The sequence below is a fragment of the Isoptericola sp. NPDC057191 genome (assembly GCF_042670225.1).
Taxonomy (GTDB): domain Bacteria; phylum Actinomycetota; class Actinomycetes; order Actinomycetales; family Cellulomonadaceae; genus Isoptericola.
Genome location: NZ_JBHUWC010000013.1, coordinates 1 through 25,631, shown reverse-complemented (window position 1 = coordinate 25,631; position 25,631 = coordinate 1). Strand labels below are relative to the sequence as shown.

At 73.8% G+C, this 25,631-nt stretch carries 23 protein-coding genes and 1 pseudogene; 2 read left to right on the top strand and 22 right to left on the bottom strand.

Going from position 1 to position 25,631, the window contains the following annotated elements; all coding sequences use genetic code 11:
- Positions 1-102: 102 nt before the first annotated feature.
- On the bottom strand, positions 103-1,428 hold the full coding sequence (gene hisD / locus ACFT55_RS04040; protein ID WP_380241742.1) for a histidinol dehydrogenase: 1,326 nt from the start codon (positions 1,426-1,428) through the stop codon (positions 103-105).
- 58 nt (positions 1,429-1,486) lie between these two features.
- On the opposite strand from hisD, the gene ACFT55_RS04035 reads away from it, so the two are divergent.
- Positions 1,487-1,714: an RNA-binding S4 domain-containing protein gene (locus ACFT55_RS04035; RefSeq protein ID WP_380241740.1), complete on the top strand. Its 228-nt coding sequence runs from the start codon at positions 1,487-1,489 to the stop codon at positions 1,712-1,714.
- 54 nt (positions 1,715-1,768) lie between these two features.
- Here the strand turns inward: ACFT55_RS04035 and ACFT55_RS04030 are convergent, their stop codons facing one another.
- From ACFT55_RS04030 to dnaE, 3 genes are read right to left on the bottom strand one after another with little or no spacing between them, the layout of a single operon-like run.
- On the bottom strand, positions 1,769-2,173 hold the full coding sequence (locus ACFT55_RS04030) for a pyridoxamine 5'-phosphate oxidase family protein (protein ID WP_380241738.1): 405 nt from the start codon (positions 2,171-2,173) through the stop codon (positions 1,769-1,771).
- 41 nt (positions 2,174-2,214) lie between these two features.
- On the bottom strand, positions 2,215-2,733 hold the full coding sequence (locus ACFT55_RS04025; RefSeq protein WP_380241736.1) for an NUDIX domain-containing protein: 519 nt from the start codon (positions 2,731-2,733) through the stop codon (positions 2,215-2,217).
- A complete protein-coding gene (dnaE, locus tag ACFT55_RS04020) occupies positions 2,730-6,317 on the bottom strand; it encodes a DNA polymerase III subunit alpha (protein WP_380241734.1) in 3,588 nt (1,195 codons plus the stop codon). Before dnaE ends, ACFT55_RS04025 begins: the two co-directional genes overlap by 4 nt.
- Before the next feature lie 96 nt (positions 6,318-6,413).
- Between dnaE and ACFT55_RS04015 the strand changes: the two genes are divergently transcribed.
- Positions 6,414-7,382: a LacI family DNA-binding transcriptional regulator gene (locus ACFT55_RS04015; RefSeq protein WP_380241731.1), complete on the top strand. Its 969-nt coding sequence runs from the start codon at positions 6,414-6,416 to the stop codon at positions 7,380-7,382.
- 54 nt (positions 7,383-7,436) lie between these two features.
- Here the strand turns inward: ACFT55_RS04015 and ACFT55_RS04010 are convergent, their stop codons facing one another.
- The 18 genes and pseudogenes from ACFT55_RS04010 to ACFT55_RS03925 form a co-directional block, all read right to left on the bottom strand.
- Positions 7,437-9,272, bottom strand: a complete 1,836-nt coding sequence (locus ACFT55_RS04010) for a glycosyl hydrolase family 28-related protein (RefSeq protein ID WP_380241728.1) — start codon at positions 9,270-9,272, stop codon at positions 7,437-7,439.
- Positions 9,269-9,400 carry a hypothetical protein gene (locus ACFT55_RS04005; protein ID WP_380241726.1) on the bottom strand — a complete coding sequence of 44 codons (132 nt, stop codon included), beginning with the start codon at positions 9,398-9,400 and terminating at the stop codon, positions 9,269-9,271. Before ACFT55_RS04005 ends, ACFT55_RS04010 begins: the two co-directional genes overlap by 4 nt.
- 50 nt (positions 9,401-9,450) lie before the next feature.
- Positions 9,451-10,383 (bottom strand): RluA family pseudouridine synthase, encoded by a 933-nt coding sequence (locus ACFT55_RS04000; RefSeq protein ID WP_380241724.1) that lies wholly within the window; start codon positions 10,381-10,383, stop codon positions 9,451-9,453.
- Positions 10,384-10,385: 2 nt separating this feature from the next.
- Positions 10,386-11,078 (bottom strand): signal peptidase II, encoded by a 693-nt coding sequence (locus tag ACFT55_RS03995; protein WP_380241722.1) that lies wholly within the window; start codon positions 11,076-11,078, stop codon positions 10,386-10,388.
- A 76-nt stretch (positions 11,079-11,154) separates the two neighbouring features.
- A complete protein-coding gene (locus ACFT55_RS03990) occupies positions 11,155-11,616 on the bottom strand; it encodes a TraR/DksA family transcriptional regulator (protein ID WP_380241720.1) in 462 nt (153 codons plus the stop codon).
- A 157-nt stretch (positions 11,617-11,773) separates the two neighbouring features.
- A complete protein-coding gene (locus ACFT55_RS03985; protein ID WP_380241718.1) occupies positions 11,774-12,406 on the bottom strand; it encodes a DivIVA domain-containing protein in 633 nt (210 codons plus the stop codon).
- A 191-nt stretch (positions 12,407-12,597) separates the two neighbouring features.
- Positions 12,598-12,888, bottom strand: a complete 291-nt coding sequence (locus tag ACFT55_RS03980; protein WP_380241715.1) for a YggT family protein — start codon at positions 12,886-12,888, stop codon at positions 12,598-12,600.
- A 142-nt stretch (positions 12,889-13,030) separates the two neighbouring features.
- Positions 13,031-13,501: a cell division protein SepF gene (locus ACFT55_RS03975; RefSeq protein WP_380241713.1), complete on the bottom strand. Its 471-nt coding sequence runs from the start codon at positions 13,499-13,501 to the stop codon at positions 13,031-13,033.
- Positions 13,502-13,683: 182 nt separating this feature from the next.
- Positions 13,684-14,493 (bottom strand): peptidoglycan editing factor PgeF, encoded by an 810-nt coding sequence (gene pgeF, locus ACFT55_RS03970; protein WP_380241711.1) that lies wholly within the window; start codon positions 14,491-14,493, stop codon positions 13,684-13,686.
- Positions 14,494-14,500: 7 nt separating this feature from the next.
- Complete coding sequence (ftsZ, locus tag ACFT55_RS03965; protein WP_380241708.1) at positions 14,501-15,850, bottom strand: cell division protein FtsZ; 1,350 nt, start codon at positions 15,848-15,850, stop codon at positions 14,501-14,503.
- Between the two features lie 210 nt (positions 15,851-16,060).
- Entirely contained in the window at positions 16,061-16,786 is a 726-nt protein-coding gene (locus ACFT55_RS03960; protein ID WP_380241706.1) for a cell division protein FtsQ/DivIB, read from the bottom strand.
- A 260-nt stretch (positions 16,787-17,046) separates the two neighbouring features.
- Entirely contained in the window at positions 17,047-18,561 is a 1,515-nt protein-coding gene (murC, locus tag ACFT55_RS03955) for a UDP-N-acetylmuramate--L-alanine ligase (RefSeq protein ID WP_380241703.1), read from the bottom strand.
- Entirely contained in the window at positions 18,558-19,727 is a 1,170-nt protein-coding gene (gene murG, locus ACFT55_RS03950; RefSeq protein ID WP_380241701.1) for an undecaprenyldiphospho-muramoylpentapeptide beta-N-acetylglucosaminyltransferase, read from the bottom strand. The genes murC and murG overlap by 4 nt, the downstream gene beginning before the upstream one ends.
- A gap of 10 nt (positions 19,728-19,737) precedes the next feature.
- Positions 19,738-21,120: a putative lipid II flippase FtsW gene (gene ftsW / locus ACFT55_RS03945; protein ID WP_380241699.1), complete on the bottom strand. Its 1,383-nt coding sequence runs from the start codon at positions 21,118-21,120 to the stop codon at positions 19,738-19,740.
- Positions 21,121-21,174: 54 nt separating this feature from the next.
- The gene (murD, locus tag ACFT55_RS03940) at positions 21,175-22,638 is read right to left on the bottom strand and encodes a UDP-N-acetylmuramoyl-L-alanine--D-glutamate ligase (RefSeq protein ID WP_380241697.1); all 1,464 of its coding nucleotides are present in this window, start codon (positions 22,636-22,638) and stop codon (positions 21,175-21,177) included.
- A complete protein-coding gene (mraY, locus tag ACFT55_RS03935; protein ID WP_380241695.1) occupies positions 22,635-23,717 on the bottom strand; it encodes a phospho-N-acetylmuramoyl-pentapeptide-transferase in 1,083 nt (360 codons plus the stop codon). Before mraY ends, murD begins: the two co-directional genes overlap by 4 nt.
- On the bottom strand, positions 23,714-25,234 hold the full coding sequence (murF, locus tag ACFT55_RS03930; RefSeq protein ID WP_380241693.1) for a UDP-N-acetylmuramoyl-tripeptide--D-alanyl-D-alanine ligase: 1,521 nt from the start codon (positions 25,232-25,234) through the stop codon (positions 23,714-23,716). Before murF ends, mraY begins: the two co-directional genes overlap by 4 nt.
- Positions 25,231-25,631: pseudogene (locus ACFT55_RS03925) on the bottom strand (UDP-N-acetylmuramoyl-L-alanyl-D-glutamate--2,6-diaminopimelate ligase); the annotation flags it as partial. The gene murF and the pseudogene ACFT55_RS03925, both read right to left, overlap by 4 nt.

The following is a 25,631-nucleotide window of genomic DNA, read 5'->3' as shown; positions in this document are numbered from 1 at the left end:
GCCTCCGACGCGATGTGCCAGTCGCGCTTGGCACACTATTTGCCCTCGGCGCAGGACACGCCAGAGCGGCAAGACCCCTGGCGCGCGACTGGCGCCCGGAGCTCAGAGGAAGCGGCCGCGCACGGCCTCGCCGTGCGCGGGCAGGTCCTCGTCGTTGGCGACGGCGACGATCCGGTCCGCGAGCTCCTCGAGCGCGTCCCGGGTGTACTCCACGACCTGGACGGACCGCAGGTACGCGTGCACCCCGAGCCCGCTGGAGAAGTGCGCCGACCCGCCGGTGGGCAGCACGTGGTTGCTGCCCGCCATGTAGTCGCCGAGGGAGACCGGCGACCACGGGCCCACGAAGATCGCGCCCGCGGAGCGCACGCGGTTCGCGAGGGTCGGGGCGTCCTGGGTCTGGATCTCCAGGTGCTCGGCACCGTACGCGTCCACGACCGCGAGCCCGTGGTCCAGGTCGTCGACCAGCACGACGGCGGACTGCGGACCGCTCAGGGCCTGCATGACGCGCGCGGAGTGCTTGGTGGAACCGACCAGGTCGCTCAGCCGGGCCTCGACGGCACCCGCCAGCTCGACGGACGGCGTCACCAGCACGGAGGCCGCCATCGGGTCGTGCTCGGCCTGGCTGATGAGGTCGAGGGCGACGTGCCCCGGGTCGGCGGTCGCGTCGGCCAGCACCGCGATCTCGGTGGGGCCCGCCTCCGCGTCGATGCCGACGACGCCGCGCACGAGCCGCTTGGCCGCCGCGACGTACACGTTGCCCGGCCCGGTCACGACGTCGACCGGCTCGCACAGGACGGGACCGTCCTGCGGTGCGGAGCCGGCCGCGCCGTACGCGAACATGCCCACGGCCTGCGCGCCGCCCACCCCGTACACCTCGTCGACGCCGAGCAGCGCGCACGCGGCGAGGATCGTCGGGTGCGGCAGCCCGCCGGCGTCCTTCTGGGGCGGTGAGGCGACGGCCAGGCCGGGCACGCCGGCCTCCTGCGCCGCGACGGCGTTCATGATCACGGACGACGGGTAGACGGCGAGCCCGCCGGGCACGTACAGGCCGACCCGCTGCACGGGGATCCAGCGCTGGCGCACGACCGCGCCGGGGGCGAGCTGCGTCGCGTGCTCGGTGGGCACCTGGGCGGCGTGCACCGTGCGGACCCGCCGGATCGCCTCCTCGAGGCCGGCCCGCACCACGGGGTCGAGCGTGTCGAGCGCGTTCGTCAGTGCCGCCGCCGGGACGCGCAGATGCTCAGGACGCACCCCGTCGAACTGCTCGGCCAGGTCACGCAGCGCGGCAGCGCCACGGGCCCGGACGTCGGCGAGGATCGGGGCCACGGCCGCGGTCGCCTGGTCCACCCCGATCTCGGGGCGCGGCAGCACCCCGAGCAGCTCGGTGCGAGACAGCTCCTGACCACGGAGGTCGATGCGTCGGATCACCCGGCCAGTCTAGGCAGCGCGGGTCGGACGCCGGAGCCTTTTGTCGGAGAATGGACGCATGACCGCCGCCACCGACGTCCCCATCCGCGACGACATCATCCGCCTCGGCCAGTTCCTCAAGCTCGCCGGCCTCGCGGAGTCCGGCACGCACGCCCGCGACCTCGTGGCGGACGGCGAGGTGCAGGTCAACGGCGACGTCGAGACGCGGCGCGGGCGACAGCTCGTCCGTGGCGACGTGGTGACCGTCTCCCTGCCCGAGGGCGACGAGTCGGCCGTCGTCGCCTGACCAGACGCTCGCCCGGCCAGCCGCCCGCCTGACCAGACGCTCGCTCAGGACGTCTCAGGCCATGTAGGTCGACGCCATCGCGCGGTCGGGCGTCAGGCGCAGCACCACCCGGGCCGGGTCGTGCTCCAGGGGCCGGTACCGCTTCGCGTAGCGTGCGACCGCGTCCGCGATCTCGGCCGGGTCCTCGCTCACCTCGACGGTGCCCTCCAGGGTCAGCCACCGGCCGCCGTCGACCTGGCACAGCGCCGCCCGCGGCCGTGCGCCGTCGGCGCCGGCACGGCGGGCGTTGACGACCTTGACCGAGGTCCGGCGCGCCGTGGTCCTCGCCACGCCCGCGTCGGCGTCCCAGGTGAAGGCGACGGGCACGACGTGGGGGCTGCCGTCGGCGCGGAGGGTGGTCAGGGTGGCGAGGTGGCGCTCGGTGACGAACACCAGCTGCTCGGGGTTGAGGCGGAACACGCCCCCGAGCCTACGGCGCGCGCGGGCGAGCCCCGCCCGCGTCAGAAGCCGGAGCTGAGGATCGGCGGCACCCGGGTGCCGTGCCTGCCCTCGTCGTGCAGCGCGCGCAGGACCACCAGCTCGTGCGGCACCACCCGCTCGGGCAGGGCGACGAACGGGAACCACCGCAGGTCGCCGGCCTTCGCGGGCTCCCGGATCGCGGGGCCGCCCGTCCACCGGGTCGCGCTGAAGAAGAAGTCGACCCGCTGCTCCAGGGCCGGCCCTCCGGGCTGGCCGCGGTGCATGGCCGTGACCGGCACCAGGTCCGCGGCCTCGACGACGACGCCGAGCTCCTCGCGCGCCTCCCGCACGGCCGCCTCGTGCACGGACTCCCCTGCCTCGACGTGCCCCGCGGCAGCGGCGGCCCAGTACCCGTCCATGAAGCCGGTGCCCTGCCGCAGCTGCAGCAGCACCTGGCCCTCGCGGCGCAGGTAGAGGTACGCCGCGGGGACCACGCGGAAGCGGTGGTCCGCGGAACCGTCGTCGGGCCCCTCGACGGCCGTGCCCGGCGTCCCGGTCATGAGAGGCAGCTCGGGCCGAGGAGGGCCTTGAGGTCCCCGAACAGCGCGGGCGACTTCTCGACCCGCAGGGTGTCGGCCGCGCGCACGACCGTGCGCTTGCCGGGCTCGGCGACGCTCACGTGCACCTCTGCCGACCCCGGGTGCGTCGCGAGCACCTCGCGCAGGCGCACCATGACCGGCTCCACGCACCGCGTGTGCGGCACGGTTACCAGCACGGGCGCGTCGGCGACGGCGGACGTGTCCGGCAGCGACACCTCCATGGCCTGCAGCTGCATCTGGTCGTCCCGGCGCCGGACACGCCCGCGCAGCGTCACGACCTGGTCCTCGGCGAGGATCGTCGAGTAGGCCAGGTAGGTCTCCCCGAAGAACATCACCTCGACGGCGCCCTCGAGGTCCTCGACGGTGACCGCCGCCCACGGGTTGCCGTTCTTGCTCATCTTGCGCTGCACGCTCGTGAGCAGGCCCGCGACCGTGACCGTGGACCCGTCCTGGCGCCCTTCGTCGGCCATGAGCGCGGCGATCGACGTGTCCGCCGCGCGGGCGAGGACGTGCTCCAGCCCGGACAGCGGGTGGTCCGACACGTACAGGCCGAGCATCTCCCGCTCGAACGCGAGCCGCTGCTTCTTGTCCCAGTCCGGCAGGTCCGGGACGTCGACGGCGAACGTCATCGCCGCGTCCTCGTCCGCGCCACCGAAGCCGGCGAAGAGGTCGAACTGGCCCTCGGCCTCCTTGCGCTTCACCGAGATCACCGAGTCCACCGCCTGCTCGTGCACCACGAGCAGGGCACGGCGCGGGTGGCCCAGGGAGTCGAACGCGCCCGCCTTGATGAGCGACTCGATGGTCCGCTTGTTGCAGACGACCGCGGGCACCTTGTCGAGGAAGTCGGTGAACGAGGTGAACGCCCCCTTCTCCTCGCGCGCGGCGATGATCGCGTCCACCACGTTCGCACCGACGTTCCGGATCGCCGTGAGCCCGAACCGGATGTCGTTCCCGACGGCGGTGAACTTGGCGGCGGAGTCGTTGACGTCCGGCGGCAGGACCGTGATGTGCATGCGACGGCACTCGCCCAGGTAGAGCGCCATCTTGTCCTTGTCGTCCCGCACGCTCTGGAGCAGGCCGGCCATGTACTCGGTCGGGTAGTTCGCCTTGAGGTAGGCCGTCCAGTAGGAGACGACGCCGTAGCCGGCCGAGTGCGCCTTGTTGAACGCGTAGCCGGCGAAGGGGACGAGGGTGTCCCAGACGGCCTGGATCGCCGGCTTGGAGTACCCGCGCTCCTTCATGCCCGCCTCGAACGGGACGAACTCCTTGTCGAGGATCTCCTTCTTCTTCTTGCCCATCGCGCGGCGGAGCAGGTCGGCCTGGCCGAGCGAGTAGCCGGCGAGGATCTGGGCGGCGCGCTGCACCTGCTCCTGGTACACGATGAGGCCGTAGGTCTCCCCCAGCACCTCGCTGAGCGGCTCCTCGAGCTCGGGATGGATCGGCTCGATCTTCTGCAGCCCGTTCTTGCGCAGGGCGTAGTTGATGTGCGAGTTCATGCCCATCGGGCCTGGCCGGTACAGGGCGATGACGGCGGAGACGTCCTCGAAGTTGTCGGGCCGCATCTGGCGCAGCAGCGAGCGCATCGCGCCACCGTCGAGCTGGAACACGCCGAGCGTGTCGCCGCGGGCCAGCAGGTCGTAGGTGGCCTTGTCGTCCAGCTCGACCGTCTCGATCGCGACCGGGTCCTTGCCGTTCATGACGATGTTCTCGAGCGCGTCGTCGAGGATCGTCAGGTTGCGCAGGCCGAGGAAGTCCATCTTGATGAGACCGAGGCCCTCGGACGTCGGGTAGTCGAACTGCGTGATGACCGCCCCGTCCTGCGGGCGCCGCATGATGGGGATGATGTCGATCAGCGGGTGGCTCGACATGATGACGCCCGCGGCGTGCACGCCCCACTGGCGCTTCAGCCCCTCGATGCCGCGCGCCGTCTCGACGACGCGCTGCGCCTCGGGGTCGGCGTCGTGCACCGCGCGGAACTCGGCGGCCTCGGCGTACCGCTCGTGCTGGGGGTCGAAGATCCCCGAGAGCGGGATGTCCTTGCCCATCACGGCGGGCGGCATCGCCTTGGTGAGCTTCTCCCCCATCGCGAAGGGGAAGCCCAGGACGCGCGAGCCGTCCTTGAGCGCCTGCTTCGCCTTGATCGAGCCGTAGGTGACGATCATCGCCACCCGGTCGTCGCCGTACTTCTCGGTGACGTACCGGATCACCTCGGCGCGCCGGCGCTCGTCGAAGTCCACGTCGACGTCGGGCATCGAGATGCGCTCCGGGTTGAGGAAGCGCTCGAAGATCAGGCCGTGCTTGAGGGGGTCGAGCTCGGTGATGCCCATGACGTACGACACCATCGAACCGGCCGCGGAGCCTCGGCCGGGCCCTACGCGGATGCCCTGGTCCTTGGCCCAGTTGATGAAGTCGGCCACCACGAGGAAGTACCCCGGGAAGCCCATCTGGATGATGACCTCGACCTCGTAGTTCGCCTGCTTGCGCACGTCGTCCGGGATGCCGTCCGGGTAGCGACGGCGCAGCCCGGCCTCGACCTCCTTGACGAACCAGCTGATCTCGTCCTCGCCCTCGGGCACCGGGAAGCGCGGCATGTAGTTCGCCTTGGTGTCGAACGAGACCTCGCAGCGCTCCGCGATGAGCAGCGTGTTGTCGATCGCCTGCGGGAGCTCCGCGAACAGGCGGCGCATCTCCGCGCCCGAGCGCACGTAGAAGCTGTCCCCGCTGAAGGCGAACCGGCTGCCGCCCTGGTCGTAGGTCGGCTCGTCGAGCGTCGACCCGGAGTTCACCGCGAGCAGCACCTCGTGCGAGTGGGCGTCCTCCTGCTTGGTGTAGTGCAGGTCGTTGGTGGCCACGAGCGGCGCGTCGATGTGCTCGGCGAGGCGCAGGAGGTCCTTGAAGGTGCGGGACTCGATGTCGATCCCGTGGTCCATGAGCTCGACGAAGAAGTTCTCCTTGCCGAGGATGTCCTGCAGCTCGCCCGCCGCGCGCACCGCCTCGTCCCACTGGCCGAGCCGCAGGCGCGTCTGCACCTCGCCCGAGGGGCAGCCCGACGTGCCCATGAGGCCCTTGCCGTAGGTCTCGAGCAGCTCGCGGTCCATGCGCGGCCACTTGCCCATCTGCCCGTCCAGCGACGCCAGGGACGACGCGCGGAACAGGTTGTGCATGCCCTCGTTGTCCCGCGCCCAGAGGGTCATGTGCGTGTACGCGCCGCCCGCAGAGACGTCGTCGCGCCGCTGGTGCTGCTCGCCCCACAGGACCTTGGTGCGGTCGTGGCGGCTGGTGCCCGGCGTGACGTACGCCTCGACGCCGATGATCGGCTTCACCCCGTGCTTCTGCGCCGTGCTCCAGAAGTCGAACGCGCCGAACAGGTACCCGTGGTCGGTGATGGCGATGGCCTTCTGGCCCAGGCGCGACACCTCGCTGAACAGGTCGTTCATCCGCGCCGCGCCGTCGAGCATCGAGTACTCGGTGTGCACGTGGAGATGGACGAAGTCGTCCTCGGAGGTGCCGGTCGGCTGAACGGTGGGGGATCCTGCGTCGGGCATGCCGCGAGTCTAGGTCGCCCCACCGACGTCCCGGTGACGACTCCCGGGCGACCCCCGATACAGTGCTGGCGACCGCCGACACCGCGAGGAGGCCCAGTGCCGGGAGTGACCAGCTCCGACGTCGCGCGCGCGGCCGGGGTGTCCAGGACCACCGTCAGCTACGTGCTCAACGACACTCCGGGAGCCTCGGTCTCCGAGGCGACGCGCGCGCGCATCCATGCCGCGGCCGCCCGCCTGGGGTACGCCCCGTCCGCCGCGGCCCGCACCCTCCGGCGTGGCCGCAGCGACCTCGTGGTCTGCGTGCTGCCGGACTGGCCGACAGGCCCGGTCGTGGACTCCGTGCTCGACCACCTCACCGACGTCCTCGCCGCCCGCGGGCTCTTCGTCCTCGTGCACCACCACCGGGGCTCGCGCGACCTCGCCGACCTGTGGCGGGCGGTGACGCCCCGGGCGGTGGTCGGCCTCGCCCCCTTCTCCGCCGCGGACGTGGCGGCGATGGAGCGCGCCGGCATCCAGGTGGTCGGCGCCGCCCAGCCTGCCGACGACGACGCGTTCGACCGCTCGCAGCGCGGCATCGCGGCGCTGCAGGTGGACCACCTGGCCGCCGCCGGGCACGAGCGCCTCGCGGTCGCCACGACCGACGACGCGCGGCTGAGCCGGTTCGCCGACCTCCGCGTCGCCGGCGCGCGCGACGCGTGCGCGCGCCGCGGTCTCCGCCCGCCCCTGCGCACGGTCGTGCGCCCGGACGAGGCCGCCACCCGCGCCGTGCGGGACTGGCACGGCCAGGGCGTCACGGGCGTCGTGGCGTACAACGACGACCTGGCGCTGGCGGTGGTGGCGGGGGCACGCGAGGCGGGGCTCACGGTCCCCGGCCGGCTCGCGGTGATCGGGGTGGACGACGCACCCGCCGGGCGGGTCGCCTCCCCTCCGCTCACCACCGTCGCCCAGCCGGTGGGGCCGCAGTCGGACCACCTCGCCGCGAGCGTGCTCGCGGCGCTGGACGGCGTCGTGGCACCGCCGTGGCCGCACGACCCCGCTCGCGTGGTCGTCCGCGGCTCGGCCTGACCCTGCGGTCGCACGACCACCAGGGCCGTGCGACCGCAGGCGGCGGTCCCTGCGTCAGGGTGCCGGGTAGTCGGCCAGGTACTCCGGCGAGCCGGAGGTCGACGGCGGCACCGCGTCGCCCTCGCCGTTGACGACGTGGTCGATGGTGCCGGCACTGAGGTTGACCGTCATGAGGTGGTGCAGCCGGACACCCGGCCGCTCCGGCACCGAGAACCCATCCTCGGTCACGATCGCGGGGTTGTTCTGGTTGAACACGTACACCCCGCCGCCGAAGAGCCGGTGCCGGCGGACGTCGTCACCGACCTTGTACCCGGCCCAGCCGAGCGTCCCGTCCGGCTGGGTCCAGTCGGCCTGCGTGGGCGGGTCGTAGGGCAGCTCGTTCTGGTACAGCACCACCGTGCCGTCCTCGCCGTTCCAGACCGTGTTGTGCTCCTGGAAGTGCTCGACGAACAGGCCGGTCGCGGTCACCCGGTCGCCGTTGACGACGACGCCGTTGCGGGCCGTGTTGGTGCGCCACCGCTCGGTGTCGCCGTTGACCCCCGCCGAGCCGTCGGTGGCGAACCCTTCCACGCCGTGGTCCGCGCGCCAGACCCAGGTGTGGTCGATCAGCACGTCGTCCGCGTTCACCTCGAGCGCGACGTCCGTGCGCCCGACGTGCGGGCCGCCCACGCGGAAGTAGACGTCCGAGAGGGTGACGGGGTTCGTGGCGTCCGAGCGGTGGTTGTTGCCGTGCGCCTTGCCGACCCGCAGGAGCGCGGGCGACCGCTCGGGGCCCGCGTCGATCGTCACCCCTGCGACGACCGCCCCCGGGACGTCCCCGACCTCCAGCGGCACCGCCCCGTCGACCGACGTCAGCGTCGCGTGCCCCATGCCGAGCACGACGGTGTCGGCGCGCATCACCCGGAGGCTGCGGTCCACGTCGTAGACGCCCGGCGTGAGCAGCAGGTTCTTGCCGCGCGCGAGCTCGGCGTTGATCCGCGTCGCCGAGTCGCCCGGGCGCGCGATGTAGAAGTCGGTGATCGGCACGGTCCGGCCGGGCGTGGTCCCGTCGGACCAGGACACGCCGCTGCTGTCGTGCTGCGCCGCCGGGACCCGCACGTTGTACCGGCCCTGGTCGTCGACGAACAGGTAGGGCTTCTCCCGGCTCGTCGGGGTCTCGCCCAGCACAGTGTACGGCTGGGCCGGGAAGCCCGCCTCGCTCGGCGCCCCCTCGACCCCCGAGAAGACCTGGTTCCACACGCCGTTCGACCAGCCGCCGCCCAGCTCGCTGTTGCGCGTGAGCCACTGCTGCTGCGAGCCGTTGACCACCGGGCTGTCGAACCGGGAGTCGGCGATGAAGCCGCCGCTGGCGTACTGCGGGCCGGCGGTGCAGTAGTCCATGAGCGACAGCGGCCCGCGGACGTCGAGCCGCCGCATGGAGACCGCCTGCGACACGGCCCAGAAGTTCGCCGTCGCCTCGCAGCCGCCCTGGCCCGCCGTGTCCACGTCGAGGGAGAGGTTGGAGATCGTCCGCCAGAAGTTGACGAGGGCGATGCAGTTCGGGTTCGCGTCGTCGCCGAGGCAGCGGTTGCGCACCTCGACCGCCCCGTCGATCGTGACGTCCTCGGGCGAGGCGCCGAGGCCGGCGACCTCGGTGTAGTAGCCGACGTTGACCTGCAACGGGTCGGCGGCCGAGCCGTAGGTACCGGGCAGGAAGTACACGGCCTGCCGCTCGGTGGTCATCTCGGCGTCGACCAGCCGCGCGTGCAGCGCGTCCATCGTCGCCTGGATCTCGGACTGCGGGGTCTCGGGCCCGAAGACCGTGACGTTCGGGCCGAGGTCCGGGTGCCTCGGGTCGATCCGCTGGGCCGGGGCTGCCTGGGCGCCGGACGTCCCGGCCACGATCGTCACGAGTGCTGCTCCTGCTGCGACGACCGGCGCGAGCCGGTGCCGACGTGGACGTACCGGCGCCGGGTGGCCCGGCGCGGGGTGTGCTGCCATGCGTCCTCCTCGTCGAGGTCGCGAGTGACTCGTGTCACCCGTCCCGACGAACGCTAGGGCGTGGAGCGTCGCAGGACAAGAGCAGCGGCTACGCGTACGCGCCGCGGACGACCTCGAGCGCGTGCGCCAGGTCGTCCGGGTACTCGCTGCCGACCTCTACCCAGCGGCCCGTGAGCGGGTGCTCGAACCCCAGCCGGACGGCGTGCAGCCACTGCCGCCGGAGCCCGACCTTCGACGCGAGGACGGGATCGGCGCCGTAGGTGAGGTCGCCCACCAGCGGGTGGCGCACCGCCTGGAAGTGCACCCGGATCTGGTGCGTGCGACCTGTCTCGAGGTGCACCTCCACCAGCGACGCGGCGGGCAGCATCTCGAGCACCTCGTAGTGGGTGACCGAGTGCTTGCCGTCCGCCACGACGGCGAACCGGTAGTCGGCGCTGGGGTGCCGGCCGATCGGAGCGTCGATCGTGCCCGTGGTCGGCTCGGGGTGCCCCTGGGCGAGGGCGTGGTAGACCTTCTCGACCGTGCGCTCCTTGAACGCGCGCTTGAGGCCGGTGTAGGCCGCCTCGCTCTTGGCGACGGCCATGAGGCCCGACGTGCCGACGTCGAGGCGGTGCACGATGCCCTGGCGCTCCGCTGCGCCGGAGGTCGCGATCCGGTAGCCGGCCGCCACGAGCGCCCCGACCACCGTGGGGCCGGTCCAGCCCGGCGACGGGTGCGCCGCCACCCCGACCGGCTTGTCGACGACCACCACGTCGTCGTCCTCGTACGCGATCGACATCCCGGGGACGGGCTCCGCGACGACGGCAGCGGCCGCGGGCCGCGCGTCGGGCACGGTGACCTCGAGCCACCCCCCGGCCACGACGCGGTCGGACTTGCCGACCTCGCGGCCGTCCAGCAGGACCGCGCCCGACGAGGCGAGCTCGGCCGCCTGGGTGCGGGAGAACCCGAGCATCCGGGCGAGGGCCGCGTCGACCCGTTCGCCCGCCAGGCCGTCCGGGACGGGCAGCGTCCGCGTCGACACCGTCAGCGCTCCTCGTCCGCGGCGTCGGCGCTGCGAGCAGGCTGGTCGCCGGTCGTCTCGACGTGCCGTCGCCCGTCCAGGCCGATCCCGAGGAACGACAGGATGACGATGAGCGCGGCCGCCGCCACGATGGCGATGTCCGCGACGTTCCCGACGAAGACGCCGTAGTCGATGAAGTCGACCACCCAGCCGCGACCGACGCCCGGCTGACGGAAGAGCCGGTCGCCGAGGTTCCCCAGCGCCCCGCCCAGCAGCAGGCCGAGCGCCACCGCCCAGCCGACCGAGCCGATGCGGCGGATGGCGCGCACGATGACCACCACGACGACGATCACGACGATCGTGAGGATCCACGTCATGCCCGAGGCGATCGACAGCGCGGCGCCGTCGTTGTAGATGAGACGCAGCTGCAGGAGCTCACCGAGCAGCGGGGACGGCTCGGCGCCGAGCACGAGCGTCGACTCCGCCCACCACTTGGTCAGCTGGTCCACCAGCAGCACCACGGCTGCCAGGGCGAAGGTCCAGATCACCAGACGACGGCGGCGCTCAGCGGACACCGGAGCGCCCGTCGCCGCGGCGGGCGCGGCGGTGCCCTCCGGGCCGTGGTCGGTGGGCGCACCGGTCGCGGGCGACTCGGGGGCGCCGTCGCGCGGCGCGGGCTCGGGGGCCGGGGCGGAGCCGGCGGGCGTGGTCGACATCGTCGGCCAGTCTAGGCGGACCGCGCCTGCCGCAGGACCGCTCGGCCCGATCCGGTCCCCGGCCACCCGGGGAGGGTCAGCGACGCTCCTCGCGCGCCTTCGCCTCGACGGACAGCGTCGCCCGCGGGAACGCCTGCAGCCGCGCCTTGCCGATGGGCAGCCCGGTGATCTCGCACGTGGCGTAGGTGCCCTTGCGGATGCGGTCGACGGCGTGCGTCGTCTGCGCCAGCAGGTCGCGCATGTTGTTGACGAGCGTCAGCTCCTGCTCGCGCTCGAGGGCGCTCGAGCCGTAGTCGGCCTGGTCGTCGCCCGCGCCGTCGCCGGAGTTGCGCAGCAGGTCGGACAGCTCCTGGTCGGCGACGGCGAGCTCGCGCTCGAGACGCTCCTTGTCCTCGAGCAGGAAGGCTGCCAGCTCCTCCACCTCGTGCAGGGTCCAGGGCTCCTCGCCGTCACGGACCGGGAACGACTTCACGTCCCGCGTGAGGTGCGGGAAGTTCTCGCGCAAGGCCGCGCGGGTGGTGGTCGAGAGCTTGGCCATCGGTGCCCTTTCTTTGGTGCGTCGACGACGAGTCACCGAAGCGTAAGTGCGACGAGCGGCCCGCACAACAGCACGCGCGGGGTGGCGTGCATGTCGTGCGGGCCGCTCGGGGTGAGACGGGGCGAGAGAGCCCGGTACGCGGGGTGACGGGCCCCGCTCAGAGCTCCGATCCGCGACCGGCGTTGGCGTTCTGCCGCTGAGGAGGCAGGGCCGAGCCGCGGGCGTCGAGGTCGCCCAGCAGGTTCTGCAGGAAGCTCTTGAGACGCGTGCGGTAGTCGCGCTCGAAGAGGCGCAGCTCGTCGATCTTGCGCTCGAGGAGCGAGCGCTCCTGCTCGAGCTGGGACAGCGTGCGGTGGCTGGTCTCCTCCGCCTCGCGGACGATGCGCGAGCCCTCGGACTTCGCCTCCGAGATGAGACGGTCGCCCTCTTCCTGACCGGACCGCACGTAGTCGTCGTGCAGCTTCTGGGCGAGCTGGAGCATGCCCGTCGCAGACTCGGGCTCCGCCGGCTGCTGCTTGGACGCCGCCGGGGCCGGCACGGGGGCCGGGCTGGGCGCGGGGGTGGGCGTCGGCTGGGACTGCTGCGCCGCGTCCGAGCGGCTCAGCTCGGCGACGCGGTGCTCCGCCGCCGTCAGCTTCGAACGCAGGTCGTCGTTCTCTTCCTGGACCGCCGTGAGCGTCCGCACGACCTCGTCGAGGAAGTCGTCCACCTCTTCGACGTCGTAGCCCTCACGGAACTTGGTCGCGGCGAACTTCTTGTTCAGGATGTCCTCTGCCGTCAGCAGCGCCATCGTCTCACCTCATCGTCTTGCAGGGTCGTCGGGGACCCGGGTCACGGGCCGTCTGGATGACCACGGTAGCGGACACGGTGCGGGGCGACCTGCCCGACAAGGCCCGGTCGTGCCGCCCTCACCACGTCTTCACACGTCAGCAGGGTGGCGAGAGTCACCCTGCCGGAGGTCACCGGCCTGTCACAGGGATGTCACCGGCCGAGGCCGAGGAACACCTGCTGGAGGATCGAGGTGCCGATGAACAGGATCAGGAACGCCAGGTCGAGGCGGACCTGCCCGAGCGTCAGGGGCGGGATCACCCTGCGCAGCGCGCGGAGCGGCGGGTCGGTGACCGTGTACACGGCCTCCGCGATGACCAGCATCACCCCACGAGGTCGCCAGTCCCGCGCGAAGAACTGCACCCAGTCGAACACCAGGCGCACGACGAGGCACAGCAGGAAGAGGCCGAGGAGGAAGCCGATGAGGGTAAACACTGCGTTCACGGGTCGAACCTACCCGAGCACGAGGCAGGGCGAGCACGAGGCAGGGCCGGGGCAGACTGCCCCGGCCCTGGCCGGACGGATCCGTCGACGTGACCGGCAGGACCGGTGCGCCGGTGGGGTGGTGCGTGGCCGCTGCGGTCGCTCAGCTCTGGTTGTAGAACGCCCCGCGGCCGGGGGCCTTCTCCGCCGGCGGCTCCTCGCCCGAGATCTCGACGTGCTCCGGCGAGAGCAGGAAGACCTTGTTCGTGACGCGCTCGATCGACCCACGAAGGCCGAAGATGAGGCCCGCGGAGAAGTCGACGAGACGCTTGGCGTCCGCGTCGTCCATGTCCGACAGGTTCATGATGACGGGCGTGCCGCCACGGAACGCCTCGCCGATCGTGCGGGCGTCGTTGTACGAGCGCGGGTGGATGGTGGTGATCCGCCGCAGGTCGGACGCGATCACCGACTCGCTCGCACCGCCGCGGTGCAGCGGGGTGACCTGCGCCTGGTAGTCGTCACGGTCGCGCACCGGTGCCTCCAGCTCCTCGTACTCGTCGAGGTACTCCTCCGACTCCCCCTGGTCGTCGGCGAGCCCCAGGTACAGCATCGTCTTGCGAAGCGCTCCGCCCATCGCCCTGCTCCGTTCGTCGCCACGTCCCACCCTCCGTCCAGGGCGGTGTCACGACGTTAACCACGCCCGTGGCGGCATTGACGCACGACACGCCGGTGTGTCGTGCCCGCGAGGCGTGTCCGTCCCGGTCAGGTCGGGTCGTGTCGGGCCAGGTCGGGCCAGGTCACGCTCGTCGTGTCACGTCAGGTCAGGACGACGACGCCGGCCTGCCGTCCCGTCGTCGTGCCCTGGGCGGTGGCACGGCGGTGGGAGTAGAGGTCGGCGTCCGTGAGCGTGCACCGGTCCACCCGCATCGCGTCGACCCCCCGGGCGGCCAGCTGGGCGAGCACCCCGGCCGGCAGGTCCAGGGCGGGCGTGCCCGCCTCCGTGGTCGACCACGTCTCGGGGACGACGCCGGCCACGTCCGCGCGCATCTCGGCGGGCACCTCGTAGCACGACCCGCAGACCGCGGGCCCGACGGCGGCCCGCAGGTCCTCCACGCTGGCCCCGCGCGCGAGCATGCCGTCCAGGACCCGGTGCACGACACCGGCCACGACGCCCTTGCGGCCGGCGTGCGCCACGCCGACGACCCGGGCGACCGGGTCGGCGAGCACCACCGGCACGCAGTCCGCCACCAGGACCCCGAGCGCGAGGCCCGGCTGAGCGGTGACCATCGCGTCGGCCTCGCCCGCCGCGGCCGGGGGCTCGGGCGACGACCATTCCGCCAGCTCGGGGGCACCGAGGTCCAGCACATGGTCGCCGTGCACCTGTGCGGTGAACGCCACCGGTGCGCCGACCCACTCCCCCAGGCGTGCGCGGTTCTCCCGCACGCGCACCGGGTCGTCACCGGTCGACGTGCCCAGGTCCAGCGAGGACCACGGGGCGGGCGACACTCCGCCGTGACGCGTCGTGAAGCCCGCCACGACGCCCTCCCCGAGGTCCACGCGCAGCAGCCCCGCGCCGAACTGCGCCGGCAACAACGCCTCCTGGGCCCAGCCGACCGTCCCGCTCACTCCGCGCTCACTTGAGGAAGTCGGGCACGTCGAGCTCCTCGGCGGGGCGACGGGGCTCGTCGAACAGCCGGGGGACCTCGACGGGGCGCTCCACCGTGACACCCTCGCCCTCGGCGTCCTCGACCACGGTGAACGGCCGGCGCGCCTCCGACGGGCGGGCACCGGCGGGCGGCGCCGGCGGCGCGTCGAGGCTGACGGGCACGTCGTCGGGCTCGGCCGGGATCGGCCGCGGCCGGACGTTCGCCGCGGGCACCGACTGGGTGGTCGGCTGCGGCGGGCGCGGGGGCGCCGTCTGGACGCCGGGCGGCGGCACGGGCACGGTCGTGGCCGCCCCGTCGCCGGAGGCCGCCGGCCGGGGGGTTGCCCCGGCGATCTGCCCGAGACCCCGGCCGTCCTTGCGCGTCTGCGGCACGCCGCCGTCGAACCCGGCGGCGATGACGGTGACGCGCACCTCGTCGCCCAGCGCGTCGTCGATGACCGTGCCGAAGATGATGTTGGCCTCGGAGTGCGCCGCCTCCTGGACCAGGCGCGCCGCCTCGTGCACCTCGAACAGGCCGATGTCGCTGCCGCCCTGGATCGAGAGCAGCACGCCGTGCGCCCCGTCGATCGACGCCTCGAGCAGCGGGGAGGAGATCGCGAGCTCGGCCGCCTGGACGGCGCGGTCCTCTCCCCTGGCCGAGCCGATGCCCATGAGCGCGGAGCCCGCCCCCTGCATCACGGACTTCACGTCCGCGAAGTCGAGGTTGATCAGGCCCGGGGTCGTGATGAGGTCCGTGATGCCCTGGACACCGGAGTGCAGCACCTGGTCGGCGGAGTGGAACGCGGCGATCGCCGAGACGGTCCGGTCCGACATCGACAGCAGCCGGTCGTTCGGGATGACGATGAGGGTGTCGACCTCCTCGCGGAGGGTCTCGATGCCCTGCTCGGCCTGCACGGAGCGACGGCGGCCCTCGAACGTGAACGGTCGCGTCACGACGCCCACGGTCAGGGCGCCGAGCGAGCGCGCGATGCGGGCCACGACGGGTGCGCCGCCGGTGCCGGTGCCGCCGCCCTCGCCTGCCGTCACGAAGACCATGTCGGCGCCGCGCAGGACGTCCTCGATCTCCTCGGCGTGGTCCTCGGCCGCCTTCTTGCCCACCTCGGGGTCGGCGCCGGCGCCCAGGCCACGGGTGAGCTCACGACCGACGTCGAGCTTGACGTCGGCGTCCGACATCAGCAGCGCCTGGGCGTCGGTGTTGATGGCGATGAACTCGACACCCTTGAGCCCGACCTCGATCATGCGGTTCACGGCGTTCACGCCGCCACCGCCGATACCGACCACCTTGATCACTGCCAGGTAGTTCTGCGGAGTTGCCACGTCGTTGCCTCTCGGGTCGTTCCTGGTCCCCGACGTCCGGTCCTCGCTCCCCCTCGTCGCTCCCGCAGGGCTAACCTTAAGGTTCGAGTTGAGGGTTAGAGTTATGTCAGGTTGCTGCTGCGATCGACGGTAGGCGTCGCGCCTGGCCCGGCGCCGGACGTCTCTCGGCGTGTCGCGCGCGCCCGGTGCTTGCGCCGCCGGGGCGCCGGGTCACCGGGTCACCGGCAGCTCGGGCGACGACACGTCGATCGTGCGGGCGCCGTCGGCCAGCTTGCGCAGCGTGCGCACCGCCTCGACCTTGAGGGGCAGCTGCGAGCTCCCGCCCCACACGACGGTGGTGCCGTCGTCGAGCACCGTCTCGACGGCGTCCTGCGTGTCCGCGCTCACCTGCTGGACCTGCTTCGCGAGACCCGGCGGCAGCGCGGCGAGGACGTGCAGCGCCGCCTGGAGCGCCAGGGCGTCGTCGAGCGGGACGTCGACCTGCGGGAGCCCCTGCGGAGCCGAGGGGCGCGTCGCGACGCGTGCTCCCGACGAGTCGAGGAGGGCCAGCTCGTCGCCGTCGGGGACCGCCGCCACGGGCACCCGTGGCGTCACCTCGACGGCGAGGCCGTGGGGCCACGAGCGCGCGATGCGCACGTCCTTCACGCCCCGCAGCCGGAGCAGCTGCTCACGCAACGCCACGGTGTCGAGCCGCGGCAGGGGCGTGCCGACCGGCTCCTCGACGATCTCCCGGACGGCCGCCGGGTCGACGTACTGGTTCACCCCCGAGACGGACACTTGCGCCTTCTCCAGCGCCAGCACAGGGGACCACAGGGCGGCGACGCCCAGGGCGACCACGACGACGACGGCGAGGACCCACCCGAGCACACGCCGCCAGGCGCGGTGCCGGCGCATCGCGGTCCGCTCGGCGAGCCGGTCCGCCATCTGGGTGGACACGCGCGGCGGGATCTCCTGCCCCACCGGGACGACCGCCGTCGCCGCGGTGCGGGGGCCATGCGCGCCGTCGGGGCGGGCGGCGGGCGTCCGGACCTGCGCCGTCGGCGCCGTCGGTGCGGCCGGGGCTGTCGTCCGCGCCGAGGTTGCCGGGGTGGCTCCCGTCGCCGGGCGCCGGCGCGGCGCCGGTCCTCCGGCCGCTCCCGTCCGAGGTCCCGACGACGTGGTGCGTGGCGTCGGGCGCGGGCGGGCTGGCGGTCGCATCACCCCATGCTCTCGTCGCGGGACGGGACGGAGGGCGACGCCACGCCGGGACGCCTCGCGGCCAGGTCCGCGAGGATCACGGGGCCGAGCTCGGTCACGTCTCCGGCGCCCACGGTCAGCACCAGGTCGCCGGGCCGGGCCAGCGCGGAGGTCACGTGTGCCGCCTCGAGCCGGTCCTCGACGGCGTGCACCCCTCCGCCGGACGCCGTCCGCTCCAGCAGGTCCGTGATCGTCCGCGGCCCGACGGACGGGTCCACGTCCTCGCGCGCCCGGTAGATCCCGGTGACGACCACCTCGTCCGCGAGCGCCAGGGCGGCGGCGAAGCGGTCCGCGAAGATGCGGGTACGCGAGTAGAGGTGCGGCTGGAAGAGGACGACGATGCGCCCGTCGCCTGCCAGGGGTCGCGCCGCACGCAGCAGCGCGGCCACCTCGGTGGGGTGGTGGTCGTAGCTGTCGTAGACCCGGACGCCGTCGGCCTCGCCCTTGGGCTCGAAGCGGCGCCCGGTGCCCACGAAGGTCGCGGCACCCGCGACCGCCGCTGCCGGCTCCGCCCCGAGCAGGACCGCGGTCACGACGGCAGCCGTGGCGTTCAGGGCGTTGTGCGCCCCCGGGACGGCGAGGCGGAGCACGTGCGCGTCCTCGCCGAGCGGCCCTCCCGACACGACGGCGGACACGGTCCCGGCGCCGACCTCGACGTCGCGCACGCGGACGTCGGCCGCGGCTGCCTCGCCGTACGTGACCACCGTCCGCCCCGACTCCCGGTGCGTCCGCGCGAGCGCGGCCGACCCGGCGTCGTCCGCGCACGCCACGAGCGTGCCGCCCGGCACGATCCGGCCGGCGAACTCCTCGAAGGCTCGCTCGAACGCCTCGCGCGACCCGTAGTGGTCGAGGTGGTCGGGCTCGACGTTGGTCACGACCGCGACCGTCGGCGCGTAGTTGAGGAACGAGCCGTCGGACTCGTCCGCCTCCGCGACGAGCACGTCCGAGGAGCCCAGCCGGCCGCCCGGGACGGCGCTCTCGTGGCCCTCGGCGTCGCGGACCCGCACCGTCCCGCCGATGGCGAACGACGCGTCCACGCCGCAGGCACGCAGCACGGTGGCGACCATCGCCGACGTCGTGGTCTTGCCGTGCGCCCCGGCGACGGCGACGGCGCGCCGGTCCAGCATCAGGGAGGCGAGCGCCTGCGAGCGGTGCAGCACCCGGACACCCGCGGCGCGGGCCGCCGCCAGCTCGGGGTTCGTCTCCCGCACGGCCGAGGACACGACGACGGTGTCGACCAGCGGCGCACCGTCCGGTCCCACGACGTGCGCGGCGTCGTGACCGACCCAGACCCGCACGCCGTCCTCGCGCAGCGCCTCGAGCGCCGGACCTGCGGCGGCGTCCGAGCCCTGGACGTCGGCGCCGCGCGCCGCGAGCAGCCGGGCGACCACCGAGACGCCCGCGCCTCCCACCCCGACGAGGTGGACGCGTCCGAGCGCCTCGACGGGCAGCACCCCGGGTGCCGCCGCGTTCATGCCTGTCCCCCGGCGGCCGAGGGGGCCGCCGCGACGGCCTCCGCCACGAGGTCCGCCACGCGGGCGGCGCCGTCGCGCACACCGGTCGTGCGCGCCGCGGCCGCCATCGCCTCGAGGCGCGGCCGGTCGGCCAGGAGCGCCGGCACGTGCTGGGCGACCCAGGCGGACGTGAGGTCGGCGTCGTCGACCAGCAGCCCGCCGCCCGCGTCGACGAGCGGGGCGGCGTTGAGGCGCTGCTCCCCGTTCCCGACGGGCAGCGGCACGTAGACCGCCGGGACGCCGAGCGCGGCGAGCTCGCAGACGGTGCCCGCGCCGGACCGGGCGACGACCAAGTCGGCGGCCGCGAGCGCGAGCTGCATCTCGGAGAGGTACTCGCGCACCTGGTAGCGCGCGGCCTCGTGGGCCCCCGCCACGGTGGCCGTCTCGACCGCCGTGCGGACCGGGCCGGCCTTGCCCTTCCCGGTGAGGTGGAGCACCTGCACGCCGGCGCCCAGCAGCGCGTCGACCGCGCCGGCCAGCGCCGCGTTCACCGAGGCCGCGCCCGAGGAGCCCCCCGTGACGACGAGCGTCGGCAGCGCCGGGTCGAGACCCAGGGCGTCCGCCGCCTGCACGCGCGCGCCCACCGGGTCGGCGTCGCGGCGGGCGACGAGGTCGGCGATCTCGGCCCGCAGCGGCAGGCCCACGACCTGCGCACCGGGCAGCGTGGTGCCCGGGAACGTGGCGCCGACGCGTGCCGCCCAGCGAGCGCCGAGCTTGTTGGCCAGACCGGGGCGCGCGTTCTGCTCGTGGATCACGACCGGGACGCCCTTGCGCCGCGCAGCGAGGTAGGCGGGCGTCGAGACGTACCCGCCGAAGCCCACGACCGCCTGGGCGCCGATCTCGTCGATCGCGGCCTCGGCGGCCTTCACGGCGGCGCTGAGCCGGCCGGGCAGCCGCAGCAGGTCGACGCTCGGTCGGCGCGGGAGCGGCACCCGGGGCACGGGCCACAGCCGGTAGCCGCGCTCCGGGACGAGGTCGGCCTCGAGCCCGGACGTGGTGCCGAGGGCGAGGATCCTGGCCTCCGGCTCCCGGGCGCGGAGCTCGTCCGCGACGGCGAGGAGGGGGTTGACGTGGCCGGCGGTGCCGCCCCCGGCGAGGACGACGGACGTGACTGCAGAGCTCTTCACACCGAGGACCCTATCGGCCGGGGCGGACGTCCCGGCCCGGTTCTCCCCCGCGGCGCCCTCGGCGCGAGAGCACGGCCACGGACCTGCGCACGACGCTGCGGCGGGCCGCCAGCGCCTCCGCGGCGCCCGGCTCGGTCCGCGCGAAGCTGATCACCATGCCGAGCGCCATCATGGTCGTGATCAGGGCGGAACCGCCCGCCGACACCAGGGGCAGCGGGACGCCGATGACGGGCAGGACCGCGGTGACGACACCGATGTTGACGAACGCCTGGCCCACGACCCAGCAGCCCACCGCCGCGGTGGTGATCTTCACGAACGGGTCGGGGTGCCGGCGCACGACCCGTGCCATCGCGACCCCGAGCACCGCGAACAGCGCGAGCACCAGCAGGGTGCCCAGCAGGCCGAGCTCCTCACCGATCACCGAGAAGATGAAGTCGTTGTGCGCCTCGGGCAGGTACTTCCACTTCTCGCGGCTGGCACCGAGGCCGACCCCGAACAGGCCGCCAGTCGCCAGCCCGTAGAGGCCGTGGATCGACTGGTAGCACTCGCTCGCGGCGTCGCACGCGGAGCCGTAGGTCGCGAGGATGCGGTCGAGCCGGTCGGAGCTGCCCTGGTTGACGATGAACGCCCAGCCCACGAGGAGCGCCGCGCCCGCCCCGCCCAGGGCGAGCATCGAGGCCGGTGCGCCCGAGACCCAGTACGCGCCCAGTCCCAGCAGCGCGATGATGAGCGCCGTACCGAGGTCGTGGCCCATCATCACCAGACCGAGGACGGCCGCGAGCCCGAGCGCGCCCGGGACGAGCGCCTGCGCCCAGCTGCCCAGCAGACGCTGCTTGCGCCCCAGCACCGCGCCCAGCCACACGGCGAGCGCGAGCTTCGCCAGCTCCGACGGCTGGATCCGGACCGGGCCCAGCGGCAGCCAGTTCTGGTTGCCGTTGACCGCCGTCCCGAAGAACAGCACCGCCGCGAGGAGGCCGAGGGCGACGATCAGCGCGGGCCAGGCCAGCCGCTTGTACCAGCGCACGGGCAGCCGGGCGGCGAGGAGCATGAGCGGCAGCCCGATGAGCGCGTAGCGCGCCTGGTTGACGAAGGCGGTGTAGGGCGAACCGCCCTCGGCGATCGACGTCACCGTCGAGCTGGACAGCACCATGACGAGCCCGATGACGAGCAGCAGGCCGGTCGCGCCGACCAGCAGGTAGTAGCTCGTGACGGTGGAGTTCCACTGCCCGAGCCACGGCCGGTCGGCCGAGCGCTTCGTGGCAGACCTGGCCGCGGACCTGACGGACGACTTCGAGGAGGTCCTGGCAGCGCCCCGGACCGAGCCCTTCGCCTGGCCCTTCGCCTGCTGACCTGCGGCTGCGCGGGGGCGCCGGGTGCCCGTCGTGACCGCCATCCCGACACTCCTCGCTCGCGTGGCGACGACCCGGGCTGACTGCCCGGCGCCGTCCTACCGTCCTGTCGCCTCCAGCTCCGCCACGGCGGCGGCGAACGCCTCTCCCCGCTGGGCGTAGGAGGCGAACTGGTCCTGCGACGCGCCCGCGGGCGCCAGCAGCACGGTGTCGCCCGGCCGGGCGAGGTCCCGTGCCGCCGCGACCGCGCGACGCATCACCGAGCCAGTGTCTCCGGGATCGACCACCACGACGGGGACCTCGGGCGCGTGTCGGGCCAGCGCGCCGCGGATCGGCTCCGGGTCCACGCCGATGAGCACGGCGGCACGCAGCCGGTCGGCGCGGCCGGCGACGAGCGTGTCGAACGACGCCCCCTTCGCAAGGCCGCCGGCGATCCACACGACGGAGGCCGCCGGATACCCGGCGAGCGAGGCCGCCGCGGCGTGCGCGTTCGTCGCCTTCGAGTCGTCCACCCAGGCGACGCCGTCGAGCTCCCGCACCTGCGCGATGCGATGGGCGCCGGGCCGGAAGGCGCGCAGGCCGTCGCGGACCGCGGCGGCGTCGACGCCGTGCGCGCGGGCGAGGGCGGCCGCTGCCAGGGCGTTCGCGACGACGTGCGCGGGCACCACGCTCCCCGCGGGGCCGGGCGCGAGGTGCGCGAGGTCCGCGAGGGTGCCGAGCTCGGCGGCGGTCCGGTGCCGGTCGCGGGCGTCCGGTGCCGTGTGGAAGGCACGGTCGACGAGCACGTCCTCCACGACCCCCAGCTGGCCGGGGCCCGGGGCGCCGAGCGTGAAGCCGACGGCCAGGGCGCCCTCGGCCACGTCCGCGTCCCGCACGAGCTGCTCCGTGCGCGGGTCGGCGACGGAGTACACGCAGGCCACCTGCGCCCGGGCGAAGATGCGCCCCTTGTCCCGCGCGTACGCGTCGAGCGACCCGTGCCAGTCCAGGTGGTCGGCCGCCACGTTGAGGACCGCGGCCGCCTCGAACGACGTCGACAGGGTGTGGTGCAGCTGGAAGCTCGAGAGCTCCACGGCCAGGACGTCGAGCGTCGGGTCGAGCGCTGCCTGGACCACGGGCGTGCCGACGTTGCCCACGGCAGCGGTGCGCAGGCCGGCGGCGGTCAGGATCGACGCGAGCATCTCGACGGTCGTCGTCTTGCCGTTGGTGCCGGTGACCGCGAGCCACGGCGCGGGCCCCCGGCCGGCACCCTCCCGGTCGACGCGCAGCCGCCAGCCGAGCTCCACCTCGCTCCAGACGGGCACGCCGGCCGCGCGGGCGGCGGCGAGCAGCGGCGTGCTCGGCGCCCACCCCGGCGACGCGACGACGAGGTCCGCGCCCGCGACGAGGCGCGCGGCCGTCGCCGGGTCGTCGGCGTCGCGCACGTGGGCGCCCTCGGCCCGCGCGTCGACCGTGACGACCGAGGCCGCCCGGCCCGCGAGGGCCGCGACGACGGCACGGCCGGTGACCCCGAGCCCCGCCACGACGACGCGCGCGCCCTCCGGCAGCCGACCCGGAGGGGTCACGTGGCCACCCACTCGGCGTAGAAGACGCCCATGCCCAGGGCGGCGAACAGGCCCGCGATGAGCCAGAAGCGGATGACGATCGTGACCTCGCCCCACCCCGACAGCTCGAAGTGGTGGTGCAGCGGTGCCATCTTGAACACGCGTCTGCCGGTGAGCTTGAAGAAGCCGATCTGGATGACGTCCGACATCACGATGATGACGAACAGGCCACCCACGATGGCCGCGAGGATCTCGGTGCGGGACAGGATCGAGATCCCCGCCAGGGCGCCGCCCAGGGCGAGCGAGCCGGTGTCGCCCATGAAGATGCGGGCCGGGCTGGCGTTCCACCACAGGAAGCCGAAGCAGGCGCCCATGATCGCGGCCGCGATGATCGCGAGGTCCTGCGGGTCGCGCACCTCGTAGCAGCGCGGACCGGCGGCAGCGAGGCGCTGGCAGGACTGGTTGAGCTGCCAGATGCACACGATCACGTAGGCGCCGAAGACCACGAGGGACACGCCCGTCGCAAGCCCGTCGAGACCGTCGGTGAGGTTCACCGCGTTGGACCACGCAGTGATGAGGAAGTTCGCCCAGATCACGAAGAGGATCAGACCCACGGTGACCCCGGCGAACGCCAGGTCGAGGTTCGTGTCCCGCAGGAACGAGATGCGGGTCGACGCGGGTGTGCGCGCGTTGGCGTTGGGGAACTGCAGGGCGAGGATGGCGAAGCTGATGCCCACGAAACCCTGGCCCACGATCTTCGCCTTCGCGGTGAGCCCGAGCGAGCGCTGCTTGCGGATCTTCGTGAAGTCGTCGAGGAAGCCGACCACTCCCAGGCCCGTCATCAGGTAGAGGCACAGCAGCGCGGACGCGCTCGGCGGCCGGCCCGCGACCGCCATCGACCCCGCGACGCCCACGAGCGTCGCGCCGATGATGACGACGCCGCCCATCGTGGGGGTGCCGCGCTTGGTGAAGTGCGCCGTCGGCCCGTCCTGCCGGACGAACTGGCCGTAGTTGCGGTGCACGAGGAACCGGATGAACAGGGGGGTGCCGAACAGCGCGACGACCAGCGAGATGCCGGCCGAGACCAGGATCGCGATCACGGGACGACCACCGTGCTCTCCTGGCCGTCCTGGCCGTCCTGGCCGTCCTGGCCGTCCTGGCCGTCCTGGTCGTCGATGCCGGGCGCTGCCGGCCCGCCGGCGGCGAGCTCGTCGCCGAGCTGCCACAGGCCGGACCCGAGGGACGACTTCACGAGGACGACGTCGCCCGGCTCGAGCGACTCGGCGAGGACCTCGCGTGCCGCGTCCAGGTCAGGCACGAAGACCGACTCCTCTCCCCAGGAACCCTCCTGCAGGGCGCCTTCGTGGATGTGGTACGCCCCGTCGCCGACGACGACGAGGAGCTTGACGTTCAATCGCACCACGAGGCGTCCGATCGCGTCGTGCGCGGCACGCGCCCCGTCGCCCAGCTCGAGCATCTCACCCAGCACCGCGACCGACCGGCGGGTGCGGCCCGCCATCACGGCCAGGGTCCGCAGCGCGGCGCGCATCGAGTCCGGGTTCGCGTTGTAGGCGTCGTCGACGACGGTCACGCCGTCCGGACGCTCGGTCACGGCCATCCGGTGCGGGCTGACGGGCGTCGCGCGCGACAGCCCGGCCACGACGTCGGCGACGGTGCCCCCGAGCGCGAGGACGGCGGCGGCCGCGGCGAGCGCGTTGCTCACGTGGTGCGCCCCGACGAGCCGCAGCTCGACGGGCGACGCGTCCGCTCCCACCTGGCCGACCAGCCCGAAGCGCGCCCGGCCGGAGGCGTCGACCTCCACGTCCGTGGCGCGGACGTCCGCCGACGAGATCGTCCCGAAGGTGGTGACGGTGTGCTCCGGCGACGTGAGCGCCGACATCGCGGCGACCCGCTGGTCGTCGGCGTTGAGCACGACGGTGCCGCCGGGCAGCACACCCGTGACCATCTCGCTCTTGGTGCGCGCGATCGCCTCGACCGAGCCGAACTTGCCCACGTGGGCGACGCCGACGGCGAGCACGATGCCGACGTCGGGCGGCGCGATCCGCGTGAGGTACGCGATGTTGCCGGGGCCGTCCGCGCCCATCTCCAGCACGAGGAAGCGGGTGGCCTCGGTGACCCGCAGCACGGTCAGCGGCAGGCCCACCTCGTTGTTGTACGAGCCGGCGGGAACCACCAGGCCGTCGGCGGGCGCGACGTCGTCCGGGAGCAGGTCGGCGAGGAGCTGGCCGAGCAGGTCCTTGGTGGTCGTCTTGCCCACCGAGCCGGTGACCGCCACGACCCGCACGTCGCCCGTGGCACGCACGCGCGCCAGGACGGCGCGAGCGAGCTCGCCCAGCGCGGCCTGGACGTCGTCGACCACGACGGTCGGCAGTCCCTCGAGCTCGCGCGCGGCCAGCACCAGGGTGGCGCCCGCGTCGACGGCAGCCTGCGCGAAGTCGTGCCCGTCGACCCGCTCGCCCGGCAGCGCGACGAACAGGCTCCCGGCACCGACCCGGCGGGAGTCCACCTCGACGGGCCCGGTCACGGCCACGTCGGCGGCGGCGTGCAGCCGTCCCCCGGTCGCCTCGGCGACGTCGGCGGCGGTCAGCGCGATCATGCGGTCGTCCTCTCGTGCCGCCGCTGCAGGGCGCGGCGGGCCTCGTCCCGGTCGTCGAGCTCGAGGTCGACGCCCGCGACCTCCTGGATGGTCTCGTGGCCGCGCCCCGCCACGAGGACGGTGTCGTCCGCCCCCGCGTCGAGCACGGCCGCCTCGATCGCGGCGGCGCGCGGCGCGACCTCGATCACGACGACGTCGCGGCCGGCGGCGCGCGCAGGCCCGGCGGCCGCCCTGGCCCCGTCGAGCACGACCGCACGGACGGCGGCGGGGTCCTCCGTCTCCTCGGTGAGGTTGACCGCGGACTCCCAGCCCCAGTAGACGAACACGCCGAGCAGCAGCCCGCCGGTCAGCGCCGCTCCGCCCGCGCCGAACGGGTCGAGCCAGTCGGCGGCCGGCT